The 18,590-nt window shown below is 42.0% G+C and carries 13 protein-coding genes; 3 read left to right on the top strand and 10 right to left on the bottom strand.

What is annotated here, in order from left to right:
- Positions 1-62 precede the first annotated feature (62 nt).
- The 6 genes from lepB to GVK91_RS16895 form a co-directional block, all read right to left on the bottom strand.
- Positions 63-1,640 (bottom strand): signal peptidase I, encoded by a 1,578-nt coding sequence (gene lepB, locus GVK91_RS16920; protein WP_153848039.1) that lies wholly within the window; start codon positions 1,638-1,640, stop codon positions 63-65.
- A 9-nt stretch (positions 1,641-1,649) separates the two neighbouring features.
- Positions 1,650-2,381, bottom strand: coding sequence for a hypothetical protein (locus tag GVK91_RS16915; protein WP_153848038.1), 732 nt, complete (start codon positions 2,379-2,381; stop codon positions 1,650-1,652).
- 329 nt (positions 2,382-2,710) lie between these two features.
- Positions 2,711-3,184, bottom strand: a complete 474-nt coding sequence (locus GVK91_RS16910) for a hypothetical protein (protein ID WP_159730385.1) — start codon at positions 3,182-3,184, stop codon at positions 2,711-2,713.
- Between the two features lie 113 nt (positions 3,185-3,297).
- Positions 3,298-4,359, bottom strand: a complete 1,062-nt coding sequence (locus tag GVK91_RS16905; RefSeq protein WP_159730383.1) for a hypothetical protein — start codon at positions 4,357-4,359, stop codon at positions 3,298-3,300.
- 97 nt (positions 4,360-4,456) lie between these two features.
- Positions 4,457-6,244 (bottom strand): HSP90 family protein, encoded by a 1,788-nt coding sequence (locus GVK91_RS16900; RefSeq protein ID WP_159730381.1) that lies wholly within the window; start codon positions 6,242-6,244, stop codon positions 4,457-4,459.
- A gap of 7 nt (positions 6,245-6,251) precedes the next feature.
- The gene (locus GVK91_RS16895) at positions 6,252-8,729 is read right to left on the bottom strand and encodes a tetratricopeptide repeat protein (protein WP_153848034.1); all 2,478 of its coding nucleotides are present in this window, start codon (positions 8,727-8,729) and stop codon (positions 6,252-6,254) included.
- 228 nt (positions 8,730-8,957) lie between these two features.
- Between GVK91_RS16895 and GVK91_RS16890 the strand changes: the two genes are divergently transcribed.
- The 3 genes from GVK91_RS16890 (at position 8,958) to GVK91_RS16880 (ending at position 12,778) form a co-directional block, all read left to right on the top strand.
- Positions 8,958-11,126 carry a TonB-dependent receptor gene (locus GVK91_RS16890; RefSeq protein ID WP_159730379.1) on the top strand — a complete coding sequence of 723 codons (2,169 nt, stop codon included), beginning with the start codon at positions 8,958-8,960 and terminating at the stop codon, positions 11,124-11,126.
- A 111-nt stretch (positions 11,127-11,237) separates the two neighbouring features.
- Complete coding sequence (locus tag GVK91_RS16885; RefSeq protein WP_075990700.1) at positions 11,238-11,714, top strand: DUF4625 domain-containing protein; 477 nt, start codon at positions 11,238-11,240, stop codon at positions 11,712-11,714.
- A gap of 44 nt (positions 11,715-11,758) precedes the next feature.
- Entirely contained in the window at positions 11,759-12,778 is a 1,020-nt protein-coding gene (locus GVK91_RS16880) for a DUF4625 domain-containing protein (protein WP_159730377.1), read from the top strand.
- Positions 12,779-12,882: 104 nt separating this feature from the next.
- On the opposite strand, the gene GVK91_RS16875 is transcribed toward GVK91_RS16880, so the two are convergent.
- From GVK91_RS16875 to GVK91_RS16860, 4 genes are all read right to left on the bottom strand, one after another.
- Complete coding sequence (locus GVK91_RS16875) at positions 12,883-13,332, bottom strand: PepSY-like domain-containing protein (RefSeq protein ID WP_159730375.1); 450 nt, start codon at positions 13,330-13,332, stop codon at positions 12,883-12,885.
- 82 nt (positions 13,333-13,414) lie between these two features.
- Positions 13,415-14,698 (bottom strand): cell wall metabolism sensor histidine kinase WalK, encoded by a 1,284-nt coding sequence (locus tag GVK91_RS16870; protein ID WP_159730373.1) that lies wholly within the window; start codon positions 14,696-14,698, stop codon positions 13,415-13,417.
- The gene (locus GVK91_RS16865) at positions 14,695-15,372 is read right to left on the bottom strand and encodes a response regulator transcription factor (RefSeq protein WP_153848028.1); all 678 of its coding nucleotides are present in this window, start codon (positions 15,370-15,372) and stop codon (positions 14,695-14,697) included. Before GVK91_RS16865 ends, GVK91_RS16870 begins: the two co-directional genes overlap by 4 nt.
- Before the next feature lie 137 nt (positions 15,373-15,509).
- Positions 15,510-18,566: a beta-L-arabinofuranosidase domain-containing protein gene (locus GVK91_RS16860; RefSeq protein WP_159730371.1), complete on the bottom strand. Its 3,057-nt coding sequence runs from the start codon at positions 18,564-18,566 to the stop codon at positions 15,510-15,512.
- Positions 18,567-18,590: the final 24 nt, after the last annotated feature.

Below are 18,590 nucleotides of genomic sequence, written 5' to 3'. Positions count from 1 at the left end.
AATAAAAAAGGGGAAATGATTAGAATCATTTCCCCTTTTTTATTGTTTTAATCCATTCTTTTTTAATGGATACCTTTAAAAATTCTATTCCACCGTACTTTGGAAAGCCCATTGCCATTTGCGTTCCAGCTCATCCAGGTAAATAATGCTTTTCCGACAATATGATCCTCAGGAACAAACCCCCAATCCCTCGCATCGAGCGAGTTGTGCCTATTATCTCCCATCATCCAATAATAATCCATTTTAAAGGTGTAGGAATCTGTTCGATTTCCATTGATATAAAGCCCATCCGTTTTCTTTTCCAACAGGTTATTTTCATACACCCTTATGGCTCGCTCATAGAGTGGTAAGGTCTGTGCATTCAGTGGAATAGTCATGCCCTTTCGAGGAATAACAAAGGGGCCGAAATTATCATAATTCCATTTGTATTGTGGGTCGTTCGGAAAGGTATTTGCTTGAGCCACTCCCGGTTTTTCCAAGTTCATTTGCATGGATTTGACATTGGACCAAGATTTTACCATGGCTGCCTGGTCTTTTGTTAGAAAGATTAGGTAAACTCCAGGCTGAATTAAAGAGACTTCTATTTCCATATCTTTCAGGCGCTGTTCGTTCAGACCTGTGTCATCTGTGATCACCGTATAATCCATCTGACTTTCCGGGGCTACAAAACCTGGTTGGTCGTTCACAAACAATACTCCTTCTGTCATGCTAATTTTATCCCCGGGCATTCCCACACAGCGTTTAATTAAATGTTCGCGTTTATCGACTGGGCGGGTCTGAATTGTAAATTGTTGATGTACTGCTTCACGCCCCATGCTACGCACCAAGTCATAATAGGGCAAGTCTTGATTTTCGACAGCAACGGTATCACCGGCAGGCGCATTAAAAACGATCACATCATTCCGTTTTATTTCTTGAAATCCGGGCAATCGTTTGTAAGGAATTTTAATGAGTTCGGAGAATGCTTTTCCTCCTACTAATGGCATCGTATGATGTGCAAAAGGAAACGCTATAGGTGTATTTGGAATACGGGGGCCGTAATTTAGTTTACTGACAAAAAGATAATCTCCTATGAGGAGAGACTGTTGCATAGACCCCGAAGGAATCATAAATGCCTCCAATAAAAAACCACGAATCAAGGTTGCAGCGACAGTCGCAAAAACAATCGCATCCGCCCATTCTCGTACCATCGATTTTTTATAGGGATATTTTTTCTTATAGTCTATATACGATTGATGCGCAATTTCCAGTTCAGATTCCTTTGTCGCCACGCGACCTTCGGCATGCGCTGCTTTCAGATTTTTGGCATATAGCCCATTCAGAAATTGCACGTTTTTATCTCTGCCCCAAAGTGGCAGTACGATAAACGGAAGCAGCGCCGCGGCGCAGTTTTCCCAAAATCTTCTTTTTCCAAAACAATGAATAAAATCAAGGTAGAGATTATAAAAGACAAAAACATTGACGATCGGAACAAGCAAAAGGATAAGCTGCCAGGTCTTCTTGCCGAGTATACGCGATTGTATCCACTGACTATAGACGGGAACAATTCCCTCCCAGCCTTTGCGCCCTGCCTTTTCAAATAGCAACCAAAAGCCGTAGGCTGCGACTATAGTCAATACAATAAAGATGATAAGTATCATAAATTCGTTTTAATAAATAAAGAATCGCTCTGTTGATTCCGGAGAGCTCTTCGATTTTTGTAATTCGTTATATCGCATGATGTATTTAATAAAAAGATCATAATCATACTTTTTTTCATTTTCAAACTCAGCAAACAACTCCGGTTCGTCATTGATCAATTTACCAAAAGTAATGGGTCTTTTCTTTTTCACATCACTAAACCACCCATTATGGTTGCTATTGATTTCAATGACCTCGCCAGTTGATTTTTTCAATGCATAAGCATGTTTATATTTATTGACCATGATATTTCCCATCGTACCTGCACCACCACCAATAGCTATGCCGGCCCCACCACTGACCTTCGTTTCCGAAACATAATATGCAATAATTTCTCCATCAGCCAGTACTTCTGCGAAAGTGGGATTTTGATTGAGCCCCTTCTGAATTCGATACATCTTTGGAGATGTTCCAGGCACCACTTCTAGTCCATCTTCTACATAAGAGGGCGCATAAACTTTCTTTTTGGATTGCCAATATACACGATAGATATCGCCCGGCTCAAACGTTAACTTTTCTTTTTGCTGATTCTCAAATTTGAGTTTTTGATCTTTTACAGAGGAGATTTTCCCATAAAGGGTATCTGCATTCATAAGCACTAAGTAGTCTAAATTTTTGGCGACTTCCTGTGCGTGAGCTGTGATCGAGATGCCTACACAGGAAGACAAAATCACGGCAGTTAAAATTGATATGGCTTTCATTGGACTCTGTATTTGTCAATAGCTTATGCACCTATTAACCTATTTTGATTGTATTAATGATATACTTGGCACTCTCCGTCCAAGCTTCATGTAAAACTACATAAAAATATGAAATTCAAGTTCGGCCTTCGGAGTTTTAACGTTTGTTAGCATTTTGTTTTGCTAGGCGCATTCCTACAATATTCCGCAAAGATTTTAAGACCCCTAAAAACGATCTCTAACAATACAAGTCAATACAGCCGTATTTCTTAAGCAACAGCTGTACTGCAAAAAACAAAGCCACATCATTTCTTGGTGATGTGGCTTACCCAATTGCTCATGCAATAAGGTTAACTTTTATATTTACTTTCAAATGCTGTAGATGCTTGATTGACACCATTGCTCATATTTTCAAATGCTTTATTGATATTTTCAAGCAATTCAGACTCTTTAGCAGCATCAGGTGTCTTATTTTTTCGGAGTTCAATCAATTTCGGATAATCCTCTGTAACGATTTTTTTATACCCATTTAAGCCATCAAGAACTGCTTTTTGGAATATCGCATCGCCTTTAAAATCTCCCAGATCTTCGACTTTCTTGATATCATCATTCAAAGATTTTTCCCAATCTGCGCGGACCTGTTCGGCTTTCGTATAATCGGAGCCATTCATGGCGGCATTCATGTTTGTCACATGTTTTTCACTACTATTTATAACGGTAATAATTGAATTGTTGTATGCTGCAGGATCTTTTTCTCCCGAACCACAACTTGACAGGCTCAGAACCGCTGCGGTCATCATGCCCGTAATAAATTGTTTAATCATATTAATCTATTTTGTTGATGTATTTCAGTATTTAATGCTCATTTACACAAAGATAGCCTTCAAAACAACTGAATTTCATCACGGAAATCAGGGATTTCTGCAGCCATTCCAAGCTAAAGGGACATTAACTGATTGCGAAAGTTGTGATTGCCATTACGTTGGTCAAAGCGGTCTGCGAGTTGATCCGCCAGTTTTCCATAATGATTGGCCAATTCGCTTGCGGTGTAGGTATTTTTCCCTTGAAAAAAATTATGCTGATTGCCGAGCTCAAGCATAAAAGATTCATCAGGGCCAAAATTCCTCATGGCTTCACAGATATAGCAGGCCAACTGAAACATGGATCGATTGTCGGGACCATCAGCCCAAGGCAAAAATCGTTCGATCCATTCCTTCGCTTTACCAATATTGGTATAGGAAAAATAGGTTGCTAGTTTAATTGCCGAAATCAAAATTGCGGAGTCCTTTTCTTTCTTAAACACCTCCTTTTCTGCCAGCTGCGCCATTTTATCGGCCTGCTCAGTATCACCTTGCTTAAGACCTTCATATGCCAGGTTCACGGCCGTACGCAAAGGGACATGCGAACAGGTAAACTGGCCTTCAATTAAAGGTAAGGCTTTATCGACTGCTTGGCTATAGCCATCCTGTAATAGTGTTGCTGATACTTCTGCATCCATTTCACAGGCTTCACAATCGCTCATGTCATCTCTTTGCATAGCATTTACGTTCTTCAATGCGCGCTCGATGGCGACAATATCTTTTTGCGCCAGCGCATCACTCAGCTCCTCATTGTATATGGCACGCTTACCATAACCGTTGCGGATCAATCGTTGTTCAAAGTCGCGCAAAGCCGCTTCAATCTGCTCACGGCTGACAGCAGGATTATCGTATAATTCGGACATCATCCATTTGTATTGCCACAAGAAGTCTTCTTCATTAAAGAGTTCAGGATTTTCATCGTAAGCCTGTAATATCCACGCAAATGCAGGTAATGATTCGGTTGAAAAAGCAAGGTCTATCTCTTCGCTGATTAAATCTAAGCGAAGGTCATATCCCCATTCAATATCTTGATTTTCATCTGCAATCCGAATAGCCTGTGTCAACAGGTTAACCTTTTCCAAGGTATTGTCTACTCGTGCAACCTGATTGCGAAGTTTCTGAATTTTAAGTGTGTACATCTAATTACTCCCTCTTTTTTTTGAGTATATTTACTTTTTAATATATTTTCTATGCAATAAAAGGAAATCCTTACGCGGAGAAGTATACTCAACCGCTTTAAAGATTCACAAAATTATCCAACCCCATGACGATGAGGCTTTTCAAGGCCTCGTTCATGACCTTCATTTCCCGCTCCTGGACAGGGTACTTGCCCAAAATTAGCGCCTGCACGTAAAGCACTTCCATAACTGAACGAAGCATGTAGACATCTTTTATATCCATTAGCGTTTTGATCAACGCATTGTCAGCATTTAAACATAACGTATTCTGGATCTTATTCGGCCTCGATGTCTTGAGTACTTGCGCAAAAGGATTTGCATTTTCCTTTAATTGGCTAATCGTATTTTCTACATTATTTTGCTCCATTTTTGTAAAAATAGCCGGCGTATCAATCGGTTTAAACCGTCTAATTTCAAGGACGCAGCTATAATCGTCTAAAATGCGCTGCACTTCTTTCTGAAAAGAAACATAGTGATTGTGCTCATCTTCATGAATCGGCTGAAACGTTTCCAGGAGCTGATTGGGCGACATCTCTGTTATCTTATAATCGCTATATTTTTGTTTGATCCTGCGGAGCAACTCGGTATCAAATGTGTAGGACGCATTCACAAGAATCATCCCCTGTGTATCGGCCATACGGTCAATCTGTTTGAAATCTTCAAAATCAGCACAGTAATAGAGCTGTTGCTGATGATCAATGATATTTTGAAAGCTTCGTTGTCCGCGATTGGTTTCAAACGGAATATCTGCCAAAAATATCGCTAGAAAGTCCGGATCTTCAAGCGCAAAAGCTTTCAAGTGGAGATAGTGAGTTTGGATAATGCGAATATATATATCGAAATCGATCTTCTTCACCTGTTGCAGGTACGTTTTCAGCACAGCAGCTATTTCTTTTCGCGCCTGCCGTAGTAGATCATTTTTCATCAAAGACTCCCGTGAGGCGGTGGCACTAAGTTCCTCTGTGTTGACAAGCATCCGGACAAAAAAAGCCCAATTTGGCAAAATAGACTGATCTTCTTCAGCGAGAAACATGCGCTTCAAGTAGATACGGTGACGCTGCTTACTGCTAAACTGCGTACGGAAAGGTAAAATATACAACACCCCTTTTGCCTTTCCCGCCGTCGTTTCAAATGGAATTGCATCTAAAAAGTTGACATGAAAGAGTTCTTTTCCAACAGCCAGCAATTCTGCTTTCGAAACTGATGAAGCAAGCCATTGGGGTTCTTCTTTATGAATAATCTTTTCGGTAGCTCCAACTACAATCGAAATGTTTTCTCGCAGCGCATCTCCATAAAACTTGATTTTTTTCTCAAGATAATCCGCTTCAAAGATATAGTTGAATTGTTTTTTAGGGCTTAGGATAACACGTGTTCCGACAGGAATATCTTCAGTAAGCCGCTCGATTTTATAGTCCCCTTCAGCTCTCGCGGTCCAACGTAGAGGCAGTTGTTCAAGGGCCGATTTTGTTTCCACAATTATCTCATCGCTGACCACAAAACAAGAAAGTAGTCCAATACCAAACTTACCAATGAAATCCTGAGCATCCTTAATGTCTTTACTCTTTGAACTCTCACCTATAACCGACAAAAATTGATGAATATCGGTCTCCTTAAGGCCTATCCCATTATCGCTGAACAGAAACTTCGGTTGTTCAATGCTTGGCAGCTCAATCGTTATTTTACCCTGATGCTGTTCATCCAAGTGTTTCAATGCTGTAATTGCATCCACGCCGTTTTGAAGCAATTCCCGAATAAATGTATTGGGATCGCTATACAGGTGCTCGGAGAGCAGTGCGATCATTCCTTTCAGATTGACCTGAAAGGAATAGGATTTTTCTTCTTGCATGTTTTTCTTACTTTCTCGTTTTCTTTGTCAATCGAATAGCTTCTTCATGTCCATTGTCTGCCGCCCTTTCAAACCACTCCAGGGCAAGATCTTCATTTTCTTCTACCCCATCACCCATAAGATAACAGTTGGCCAGTTTATATTGTGCTTCAGCATGATCGGCTTCAGCGGCCTTCATAAGCCATTCTACACCGTCGCGAAGATCCATCGGTATGCCATCTCCTTCCAGCAGCTGAACCGCAACAAAGTAACAGGCATACACATTACCTTGCTGTGCTACTTCCATAAAATACCCATAGGCAGCTGCTTTATCGATCTCGGTACCTACTCCAAAATAATAGCAACGGGCTAATCGGTAGCTCGCCTCCTGATTTCGTCGCTCTGCAGCTTGTTTATAATATCCAAAAGCTTTCGCTGGCTGTGCTTCCACGCCGATACCAAACTCATAACACATGCCAATTCCCTCCGTCAGATAGCCAAGTTTTTCGGCACGCGTGTAGTAATCAAAGCCTTTGTCGTATTCTTCCAGCTGATCATAGTCGAAGAAAAAGTAGTCGCCAAGCAGCAAGAGCGCCTCAGCTACATTTTTTTGCGCGGCCTCTTCCAAAAGCTGAAGACCATGAGCTGCATCCTTTTGCACCAATCCGGTCAAATAGTATCGTCCCAATACATAAGTTGCATAAGGGAACCCCAGATCAGCAGCCTTCTTAATATTTTCCTGTGCTTTAAATGTATCTTGGTTCAATCCATAACCATATTCATAACAGAGACCCAGATCAGTCAAAGCCTGTACGTGATTTCGTTCAGCAGCCTGTTGGTATAAAGCAATCATCCGGTCCAGATTTATCTCCGTACCTATGCCCCCCCGATAGCAGCGCGCCAGTTCATATATACTATTTAACTCCTGCATATCGGCTCCAATTTCAAACGCCGTAAAAGCTGCTTTCGGTTGGGGAGCTCCGGACTGGTGATAATCATTTTCCAAATAAATACCTTTTAAATAATACGCATATGGATAACCAAGCTCTGCCGCACGCGAGAAATAATCAAAGGCCAATTTATAATCCGGTTCGGACTTTAATTCAGCAGCTAAACCCATTTCCGTTAGCGCAGTGGCGTTATTATATCCTGCCGCTTCTTCAAAATAAGGCAATGCAGCGGCCAAATCTGGTTCCTCTCCATGGATACCATATTTTAGGTACCTACCAACCTGATATAAAGCTTGAGGCAATTTATCTGTTGCTGCATCCTGATAGTAAGCAAAGGCGGTTTTGTAATCCGGAGCAACTCCATCATAGCCAGATTCGACCATATTACCCATGCGCAACTTGGCGTAAGCAATGTTTTTTTCCGCCATTGCGCTGAAGCGCCGAAAGGCTAATTTTTCATCCCTTGGGAGGAACCTACCTTCGAGGAGAATTTCAGCGAGTTCAACCTGAGCTTCCACATACCCGTCTTTCTCGTCGAGCAGACGTAATAAAGATAGTCCCTTTTCGATGTCCTGCACAGCCTCCTGATAGAGATACAGACAGGCGAGACGATAACCCGCATAATTATTATTATAGTCGTATGCTTTCTGAAGATACCACAGCGGTTCTTCGAAATCCTGTTTTTCCTGATTGTTGTTGGCCAGTGCCTGAAGTTTGATAAGTGCAATTTGCACCGCGGCGTCCATCATTCCGTATTCAAACAGTTCTCGATATTCCGGTACAAGAAGCTCCTGTTCACCTATGGAAGCCGCCTCCGCACGTTTTATTTCATTCAGCACAAATCTGCAATAACGAGATTCAGCCATCGTGATACCCTCTTCCAGGGCTTCCAAGCGTTTGCTCTTATCCTCTTTACGCGCATAGTAAAATTGGAGCGCCTCATAATAATGGCGCAGTATTTTCCTTTCCGGAGATTGCTTGAGCAGCTGAATACGGTCAAAGACTTCTTCATATTTATCGGTCCAGACATCAATATGGGCAGCATATGCAATTCCCCAAAGATATCCGCCCAAAGCGAGTGCATCCAGTTCGGCCTTGGCGATATCGCGGTCGATATCGGCCAGCAAACCTAAATAATTGTAGTATAGATAAAGGGGTCTTGCCCATTCAACCCCAGCATCGATGCCTCTCTTCAAATAAAGGGAAGCCTTTTCTTTCTCTACCACATGTCGGCGACATAAAATATGCTGTAAGCCAAGCTCCACCCATGCATGAGGATTGATCGCAGCATAGCGCTCTAATATTGTTCGTATTTTATCGATAAAAAAGGTATAATCCTCTTCGTTCAGATATACGTTTACGGCAAAATCAGTTCCTTTTTCAAATAATGCATCATAAAGTGCAGCCGCACTGGACTGCTCCAAGTTGTGCTCAAAATAAATCAGGACATCAAGCCATATATCGGGCGTAATTCGTTTCGAAAGGTCAACTGTCAATTGATGTTCAGCCGATTGCAATGCGGCAACTTTAATAGAATATTCTTCACTTAACTTCATATATCATCGTATGTACTACTTGTAAAACATGCTTTTTATACTCTTTAGGCGCCAAAAAGCAACAAAAACTTTGCCACTGTATCATACAGTCAATTCTGTTTATTATAATGCAACTATATTGCTTTTAAAATCTTTTTACTTATATTTGTTGCAACTTAATTGCAATACATATTAATTGTAATACATATTGATTGCACTGATTACTCTTTACGAATCGAATCCACATAGATGAATAGGTATATCATTTTTTCACTTATCGCAGCACAACAGCTATTTTTCCCATGTTATGGACAGGAGAAGAATATCGAGCTTGAAGAAGTAAAAGTTGGAGGGCGACGTTATCACCGGGCAGCAGAAGGAGCATTATCGATCCAGCTATTAACTGCCGACTCTATACAAAAATACCAAGCAGGTAGTTTAATGCAGACATTAAGCAGACTTCCCGGTGTCAGTGCCATAGGCATAGGTGCCAATCAGTCTAAACCGCAGATTAGAGGGCTCGGATTTAATCGTGTGGCCACGGTAGAAAATGGCATTAAACATGAAGGCCAGCAATGGGGGCTGGATCATGGATTGGAAATCGATCAATTCAGTGTGGGGAGTGCCGAGGTACTAAAGGGGTCCAGCTCATTTCTGTATGGCTCAGATGCCATTGGCGGTGTCATTCGGCTATCACCGCCAGCGGAACTACAGGAGACAGGTTTTAAGGGGCAGTTTAACCTATTGACAAAGTCAAACAACGCGACTTTTGGCGGATCGCTGCAAACACAGGGCCGAAAAGGAAATTGGGTATTTGGAGGAGGATTCACGCATCTGGAATATGGCGATTACCGTGTCCCCACAGATACAGTCTATGTTTACAATTATGCGGTACGTCTGAAAGATCGGCATGTTCGCAACACTGCGGGACGAGAGACACATTTTCAACTACGTGGCGGATATCTATCAGATCGTTTTTCTTCGATTTTCTACCTGAGTAATTATCATACAAAGTTTGGCTTCTTTGCCAATGCGCACGGCTTGGAACCAAGGGGCGTAGATACAGCACTTTATGACAAATCCAGTCGTGACATTGGTTTCCCAAGCCAGACGGTCAATCACCTGAAGCTTATTAACCGCAACTTTATCGATCTGAATACGCATAAGCTTTGGATAGACCTGGGCTATCAGAAAAATTACCGGCAAGAATATAACAATTACACCGCGCATGGTTATATGCCACCTGTTTATCCAAAAGATATGACTATCCCAATCAATTTGGAAAGGTTATATGACAAACAGGTCTATAGTATCACTGTAAAAGACCAATTTGAGTTGGCCACACATCGACTTACCATTGGTGCAAATGGAGAGTATCAGGATAACCGGATTGATGGTTGGAGCTTTCTCATCCCCACTTTTAGCCAAAAGGCAATGGGCCTATTCGTTTACGATCAATACAAGATCGCGGACGAAACCATGCTATATGGGGCATTGCGTTACGATTACAGCCATATTCAGACCTCACCGTATCAGGATTGGTTCGAATCACAGCTGGAAGATAATCAGTCGGGCAGAATAGTCCGGGCTTCGGCGCTCAGTCGCCGTTTCAATAGCCTGGTTTGGTCTATAGGAGCGGCACATCAATTCGGAGATCTAGAAACAAAAATCAATGTAGGAAAAAGTTTCAGGGCCCCCATTGCACAGGAGCTCGGCGCCAATGGTGTCAACTATCACTACTTCAGTTATGAAAGAGGCAATCAATCATTGTCTCCCGAACAGTCCTACCAGCTGGATTTATCCTTGACCTGGAGTCCCAGAAAAGTCTTTGTCGCCTTTACACCATTCTTTAATTACTTTTCCAATTATATCTATCTCAATCCCACGTCAAGCTACGATCAATATTATGGCGCCGGCAATCAAATCTTTGAATATATGGAAAGCCGTGTTCGCCGTTATGGAGCAGAATTGAAGCTCAGCTACCAGCCTCTGAAACAATGGAAAGTAGAATTATTGGGTGAATATGTTCGATCGGAACAACTATCGGGTGCAAAGAAAGGATATACACTTCCTTTCTCTCCGGCACCTTCAGCTTTGATGGACATCAGCTGGACAGCAAAAAATAGCAAACATTTTAAAGAGACCTACCTTTCCGTCGATTGCAAATGGACAGCAGCGCAGTATCACGTTGTTCCACCAGAAGAGTCCACAGCAGATTATCAAGTCTTCAACTTCCGGGCAGGAACACAACTTCGGTTTTCGGGATCTGTCCTCCAATTGCGCTTACAGGTTCAAAATCTCTTTGACAAGAAATATATGGATCATACCAGCTTTTATCGGCTGATCTCTTTGCCTGAACAGGGAAGGAATTTTATTCTATCCATTGGAGTTCCCTTTGGGAAACAGTCCCGATCATAAGATTATTAAAACTAAACCCTTTGCTCCCTATAAACAACCGTTGAGCAATATACGAGCATCGCAAGCTCATGAATATCGCTTAACACATACACGAATGAATAAAATTTATATATGAAAACACTTCAAAAATACACACTTATTACAGTGTTACTTGCCATGACTGTTGCCTGTAAAAAAGATAAGGAAAGCATTGATACCGAAAAACCGACCATCGCCATCGATTCGGAAACGGCTTTCCCAAAACAATGCAGCACAATTAAACGAGGTACAAGTTTTACTTTCCACAGTAAGCTATCTGATAATGTAGCGCTCGGGAGCTATAGCATCGACGTACACCATAATTTTGACCATCATTCGCATAGTACAGAAATCGGCGAATGCACGGTTGAAGCGATCAAAACTCCCATCAAGCCCTTCACCTTGGTCAAGACAGTTAATATTCCGGGGCAGCCACAGCAATATGATGCTGAATTAAAAATCGATGTACCAGCAGATATCGATCCGGGTAATTATCACTTTATGATTCAGGTGACTGACCTGGCGGGATGGAGCAGCCAGAAGGGAATCAGCATCCGTATACTCGAGTAATACCATACATATTTATCAACTCAATTTAATTAAATCCATTTTACATGAAAACTAGAAACATTCGCTTCTTCTTCCTGTTAAGTACAATTCTTTTAGGCTTCCTATCGTCCTGTAAGAAAGATAACGAAGAAATTCCAGCACTTGCAAAGCCCCAGGTAGGCACACTTGAAATCGGCAGTGGCAATAACAAAACTGTCCAAGCGGGATCAGATCTTCATCTTGAAGGCGATATTGTTGCCGAAGCACTGATTGCTAAAATCGAAATTGAGGTTCATCAAGAAGGTGGCGGTCAGTATAAGTTTACAAAAGCCTATACGGATGGGAAATACATTGGCGTGAAAAATGCAACATTTCATGAACACATCGATGTTCCTGCTGATGCTCCCGCCGGGGCATATCATTTTCATTTTACGGTAACCGACAAAGCCGGAAATACAACCACCGTAGAATCTCCATTAACCATACAAGGTTCAGATGCCAAAGTTGCTTATAAGCTTGTATTTACGGAAGTAGCCGGCGAAGCCCATGGAGACCATTTCCATGATCTTGCCGACAAAGAAAAAGTAGAACCAATCGCTATCAGCTTTGATGAGAAGGGAACAGCATTGGCTGGAGGACATGCTCACCTCAATCCTGCAGGTATCTATAAAATTGAATTAAAACAATTTGATGCTTCTTCAAAAGAAATTCAGGGTCAATACATCAGCAATAAAGCAACTGCAGATTACTACAAAGCATTCCTTACGGGTGGTTCTTTTGTTTTAAATCCGAATAGCAGTACAGGAAATGGTGCGATCTTTCAAACGAAAGAAACGACCTACGGTGATGGCTCTGCAGTCAACGGAGCAACGGAGACGACAGGGATTATCACTTATTTTACGGCAGGAAAAGATAATGAAGGCGAGAAAAATGTATTCTTTATACTTCGCAAGTTTAACGATGCCAGCACAAAGGCAAAAGTTACCCGTGCGGACTGGAACTTATCGGATTATGCCACTAAGTTTGCTGGTCAAGACCTCATAAAGCTATCTTTTGAAATCCACGCAGAGGAAGGAGAAGATTAGTTAGCGCAATAAACTTAGCTTACTTGCCCAAAAGAACCTTCATGATTTCGCCGCTATGAATGCGTGTAAAATCATGAAGGTTTTATTTGTACAGAAATATCGGCTTAGTCCCTTACTTTCGTAAGAACATTTCCCTGTGGATCGAGTACCAACTTCCACTCCTCTTTTCGACTTTTCACTTCAAACGCATAACTCACTTTCTGCTCGGCTGCAATCTTTTTTGCGTCTTCAATGCGATAGCCCGGAAAATCTCTTTTCACCCGGTCCAGCACACTCTTCGGTAGTTCTCTTTTGTTGATTTCAGTCTTGTAGCGCAAAAGTTTTCCGTTATGCTGAAACCAAGCTTCCTGGTCAATGCCAAATAAGCCCGTTTCAAACTCCGCTTCATAAACATTCCCCTTCAATTCCCAATCTACTTTTTTGGCTTTTGGAAATTTCTGCTGGAAACTATTCACCACGACAGCGGGAACTTGACTTTGTGGTATATCTTGAGCAATAGCTCCTGTGGTTGTCAGTGCAAGTACGAAAGCACTACAGATTAATTTACAGTTCATGATTCTATTTTTTAGTGTACTACAAAGTAAAAAAGCGAATCTGTAAAGATTTGGGAACACATGCCTGCTCCTGGAATATTTTCTAAGGGACCATATTGAGCTGAAAGCTATGCTGATTGTTTTCATAATGGTAGACGATTGCAAAACTATAGAGGTGACAGATGGCCTGCACAATGGCAAGCCCCAAGCCAGTACCTTTGGATGCTGCATCTGATTTATAAAAACGGGAGAATACCAGGTTAGCATCCAACGCAGCATGTGTACTCGTATTGGACACGGCCAGCCCTTTGTTCGTTATATGGATATTCACCTCGCCGCCCAATCTATTGTGGAACAAAGCATTTCGTAGGAGATTTGATACCACTATATTTGCCAAAGCACCATCCATCTGTACACTCAGCTGATCTTCTTGTACAACATTGATTTTTACCCGTTTAAATTCAGCAATAGCCTCAAACTCCGCCACAATATTTAGTACAAGCGTATTGAACGAAAGATCCTCATTGTGCAAAAATTGTTTATTCTCAATTTTACTCAACAGCAACAAGGATTTATTGAGGCGAACAAGCCGCTCGGCAGTTGCCAATACCGCTGCAACAGTCTCAGACTGTTCCTGGTTCAACCCCTCTGTTTCCGCCATGATTTCCAATTTGTTGATCATAATGGCCAACGGTGTCTGTAATTCATGCGAAGCATTGCCAATAAACTGTTTTTGCTGTTCATAGCTTTCCTCGTTATGGCGAATTAAGGTAGCCACAGCAAGCTGTAGATCTTTAAATTCTTGGATCTGCGTATCCATAGTAGGCTTCTCCTTGGTTTTGCCTAAACGAAACCGTGTCAACTGATCCAAGAAAATATATAATGGTCCCCATAAACGTTCTATTACGACTTTATTGATGGATACGATACTGATGACCAACAAAACAAATAAAATAACAACAGAATAAAAGAGATTCTTGATTAGATCGCTTTCTTCGATCATCGAGTTGATGATCGAAAGTTCATAATAATGTCCTTGATGTTCAAATGCTGTCGTCAACATTCGGACTGGTTCCAGCTCCGGTTCGGGATCATCATCGTCCTGCATATACAACATGGTGTCCTTATAAACGTTTTGCATCTTAAGAGCTTGTTCTTCGGAGATCTGGCGCACCTTATAGTTATTTATCCCAAACTCTAAATCTGGAGCTACGGTGGGATTGCTAGAAAGTTCCTGGATAATGAGCCGTTTTTGGTTTTCGAGTTCTTCGTCGATATTATCGTGGATCACCTCCAACATAAATAGATAGAACACTGTTGACCAGAGGGCGATGACCACCAACACGGAGATAGAAAGGTACTTTAGTGTTTGGTTGGCTAATCTCATTTTTCGACAAGTTTATAACCGATTCCATATACCGCTTCAAAATCCACATCAGCATGACTAGCCAAGAATTTTTTGCGCAAGTTTTTTATCTGTGAATAGATGAAATCAAGATTATCCGCCTGGTCCGTATTATCGCCCCATACATGTTCTGCCAGCGCACTTTTGCTGACCAGTCTATTTTTGTTCAATAAGAAGTAGTTGAGCATATCGAACTCCTTCCGATTTAAAGGCACAGGCTCCTGTGCAATAAATAAGCAGCGTTCATTGAGATCCAGCACGATGTTTCCCATTTCCAATGTATGCTTACCTTCCCGTTGTTTCCTTCGTAACACGGCTTTAATCCGTGCATTCAGCTCAGCAATATGAAAGGGTTTTGTCAAATAGTCATCGGCTCCAAGTTCGAGTCCCTTTAGCTTATCGTCCAAAGAATCCTTTGCGGAGATAATGATCACATTATCGGACTTACCCTCATTTTTGAGCTGATCGAGGATCTGCAAACCATTGCCTCCAGGCAGCATGATGTCGAGCAGGATACAATCGTAATCATAAACAGCGACTTTCTCAAGGGCTGATCCATAATCAGCGGCAGTTTCTACCGTATATTCTTCCTTAAGTAAAGATGCCTTCACAATTTCCCTTAAATCCGCTTCGTCTTCAATAACCAATATTTTCATCTTCTTAATTCTATTTAGAGGAAAACTTGTGTAAACAATAGTAATCTGTCCATGCTAAATGACAATTTACATACACAATTGTTTATGACAAAGGTACCTTGAATTTAGGAAAGATTTAAGAATACACTGCTAGCCTCCTATTTTAAGCTGACATCCAGGTAAACCGAATGACGTCCGTAAGTATCATAAAAAGGTTTATAAAGCACATCATCAATGTAAAATTCCAATGTTTCGGGATTCCCTTTAATAGACTTAGCAATATCCTTTGCGTCTAAGGTTACTTTACGCCAGTCCTTTCTTGCTGCAGGTTCTTGGGCTGCTAATAAGACTGGTCCATAAAACAGACTTGCAATATTGGGCTGATCCATAACCGGGTCCAGATGAAACTGAAATGGCATTTTGAGGTTGATCACATCCCCATCTTTCCAGGTACGGTTTAAGGTCAGGTAAGTACCCGGCTCAGCTTTAATTTTTTGATCGACTCCATTTATTGTAACAAAAAATCCCTTTGTTGCCCAGCTTGGCACCCTCACATGAAGTTCAAATTTGCCATTCCCCCGTATGGTCAGCGCTGTTTGATCCGCTTTCGGAAAACTGGTTTGTTGCTCGACGCTGATTCCGCGTTCCGTCCAGTGTAAGGTAGAAGGAATATACAGGTTGACATACAGCGACTGGTCATCTTTGCTTTTAAAATAGATTGTATTCTGCAATTTAGTACTGCTCTCAATAGCCGTACCATTACAGCAGGTAAAGCCTTTCATATTGGCATTTCCAAACTGCTTAATAGATCCTGCGCGTAAAGGCACATGATACGTGTTTGCTGGACTATTTTCTGCAACAGAAGCTAAGATATGATTGTATAATCCACGTTCATAATAATCCATCAACTCTGCGCGCTGATCGAACATAAACAAGTCACTTGTCAATTTCAGCATGTTATAGGTTGCACAGGTTTCGTTCTGCCCGCCTGCAGAAAATCCATTTTCATATAATGTCGCCGGCTGGCTAATAAAACATTCGGCATTGGCCGGATTTCTGGCCCCAGCCACACCACCGATACTATACATATAATCGTTGGTGGCCTTATACCAAAAGTTGTCCGCGATTTTATAATATTGGGGCTCATTGGACACCCGGTATAGCTCCATGCTACCCACAATTTGAGGAATATGCTGATTGGCATGTAAGCCCCTAAAAGTATCTACATTTTTGGCCAGTCCATGTGTGTGCGCGGCATTGCCGTAGAACATATCAATATTGTCAAATAAGCGGGCGGTTTTTAAATAGTTCTCCTCACCCGTTATACGATATAACCTTGCCATCACTTCATTCATTCCCCCAAATTCACCCGCGATATACGTATTCCACATCTTGATTAATGTTTCTGTCGGGACTTTATTTAAACGTGTATACACCCAATTGCCCATTCCCTCTGCGATCTCCAATGCTTTTTTATTCCCACTTACCTCATAAACGTCCATCAGACCGGCCAGAATTTTATGCAGGGTATAATAAGGTGCCCAAATCTGGTTCTTCTGCCCTCCATATTTTGCGCCATGTTCAAGCATAATAAACTGATCCGGGGGATAGGCACTGATAAAACCAAGTCCCCAGTTCCAATAATCTGTACGGATTCCTTCGTCACTCAGGTCAGAATCATAAGCTGATTTACCGGGGCCATAAGGTACCGCAGCAGGATCCGCAATAGAAGCCTGTCCCGCTTGTCTCGGCGTACCCGACAACTTTGACAAGGAATAAAGCACGTTGACCATGGTATCCATCTTCCCCAAAAATTTTGACTGGAGTACCTTATCATAGCCTGTACTCGCATAAGCTTGTGCAATTGCCGTCAGGTAATGTCCTGTAGCATGACCGCGCAGCTTGATATCCTGGCTGTCCCATACCTCCAAGGGCTGCGCACCGATCGGTTGTGTTTGCCCAAAGGCGTGACGAAACATATAGAGGAATGAATTGGGATCCGATTTTGCCAATGTATCAATGAATTTATTGCGATTTTCAATAAACTTCGTTTGATGCTCCTTTACATCCGTATTAAGGGAAACCTGATCCAAGTGAAATGCGTCCAATTTTAAGCTAGGCATCTTGGACTTTACCTTCCCTTTGACTGTAATGATGGCTTTGGGTTTCAGATCAGTCCCGGGAACACGCCCCGTGACGGTGTAAGCTGTTTGCTGCGCGACGGCACTATTGTCGGTTGGTGCAGGCCACAACACACGCACTTTTGGTCCCACCATACCGTCTTTATATGTACCGACGACATAACTCGGCAATCGTGGCAGCTCGCCTACCTCTGTTTCTACCGTGACATCTGCAACTCCGGTTAAAAAGGCATTATAAAGCTCTGCTTTGTTCATTGGAAATCGCGGTAAGTCATCCTCAGCCTTACCTTTAGAAGTAACATCTTCACGCACACCTTTCAGCGCATTTCTGTACACCATGCCGATCTGGTTTCGATTCAGTGGCACACGATAAATGCGAAAATCATGCAACAGTGCATTTAAGCTTACATTTCCACCCAACAGGGATTTTCCAATGTATAGTGTCCTCTTACTACCTGTCTGTCCAAAAACCTCGGTCAACTCCTGTGGGATACCTTTAACTTCTCCGGTAGGCATACCATCTAAATACGTTTGCATGGTCCCCGTAGCAATATCAACCACAATGGCCAAGTGCACCCATTTGTTTAAAGGCACTGCCGAAGAGACCGCATTTTTTACTTCGGCCTTCTTTTGCGTGATTATCCCCATATAGCCATTTTGTAGCGCTGTACCTGTTGGTGTTCCAGCAAAATGCCTGGTGATATCTTGTCCAAAATCGAATAAATACTGGCCAGACTGCGCTGCACGTAAGTACATCCAGCCTGTAATGCTGATCGACTCGAGATCAGCGAGTACTTGCGGTGGAAGTACGACAAAATCGTCCTTTCCTCCAGCGAGAGAAAGCACCTTTGTAAATTGCTTATCTGACACAAATGACGCTTTTGTCCCCTGGAATTTACCATGTAGTCCATTGCGCGACCAATCCTTAAAATCCCCATCAAAGACGTAACGGGCCACCATGCCTGTCTCCCCGATACCATCCAAGATCTGATCCCCACCCTGTGCCACAGCTATAGCTGTCGTTTTGATTAAAATCGTAAGAATTGCCGCAAAATATATCGTATATCTTTTCATATCGCTATCTTTTATTCGCTAATG

Origin of the sequence: Sphingobacterium sp. 18053, assembly GCF_902706145.1 — a bacterium.
Lineage (GTDB): Bacteria > Bacteroidota > Bacteroidia > Sphingobacteriales > Sphingobacteriaceae > Sphingobacterium > Sphingobacterium paramultivorum.
This window is presented reverse-complemented; position numbering and strand designations above follow the sequence as displayed.

Bases quoted from the DNA above. Each gene is read 5' to 3' on its own strand.
- GVK91_RS16875 (WP_159730375.1), bottom strand. From the start codon at position 13,332: ATGAACTGTAAATTAATCTGTAGTGCTTTCGTACTTGCACTGACAACC.
- GVK91_RS16870 (WP_159730373.1), bottom strand. From the start codon at position 14,698: ATGAGATTAGCCAACCAAACACTAAAGTACCTTTCTATCTCCGTGTTG.
- GVK91_RS16865 (WP_153848028.1), bottom strand. From the start codon at position 15,372: ATGAAAATATTGGTTATTGAAGACGAAGCGGATTTAAGGGAAATTGTG.
- GVK91_RS16860 (WP_159730371.1), bottom strand. From the start codon at position 18,566: ATGAAAAGATATACGATATATTTTGCGGCAATTCTTACGATTTTAATC.
- GVK91_RS16890 (WP_159730379.1), top strand. From the start codon at position 8,958: ATGAATAGGTATATCATTTTTTCACTTATCGCAGCACAACAGCTATTT.
- GVK91_RS16910 (WP_159730385.1), bottom strand. From the start codon at position 3,184: ATGATTAAACAATTTATTACGGGCATGATGACCGCAGCGGTTCTGAGC.
- lepB (WP_153848039.1), bottom strand. From the start codon at position 1,640: ATGATACTTATCATCTTTATTGTATTGACTATAGTCGCAGCCTACGGC.
- GVK91_RS16885 (WP_075990700.1), top strand. From the start codon at position 11,238: ATGAAAACACTTCAAAAATACACACTTATTACAGTGTTACTTGCCATG.
- GVK91_RS16880 (WP_159730377.1), top strand. From the start codon at position 11,759: ATGAAAACTAGAAACATTCGCTTCTTCTTCCTGTTAAGTACAATTCTT.
- GVK91_RS16895 (WP_153848034.1), bottom strand. From the start codon at position 8,729: ATGAAGTTAAGTGAAGAATATTCTATTAAAGTTGCCGCATTGCAATCG.
- GVK91_RS16905 (WP_159730383.1), bottom strand. From the start codon at position 4,359: ATGTACACACTTAAAATTCAGAAACTTCGCAATCAGGTTGCACGAGTA.
- GVK91_RS16900 (WP_159730381.1), bottom strand. From the start codon at position 6,244: ATGCAAGAAGAAAAATCCTATTCCTTTCAGGTCAATCTGAAAGGAATG.
- GVK91_RS16915 (WP_153848038.1), bottom strand. From the start codon at position 2,381: ATGAAAGCCATATCAATTTTAACTGCCGTGATTTTGTCTTCCTGTGTA.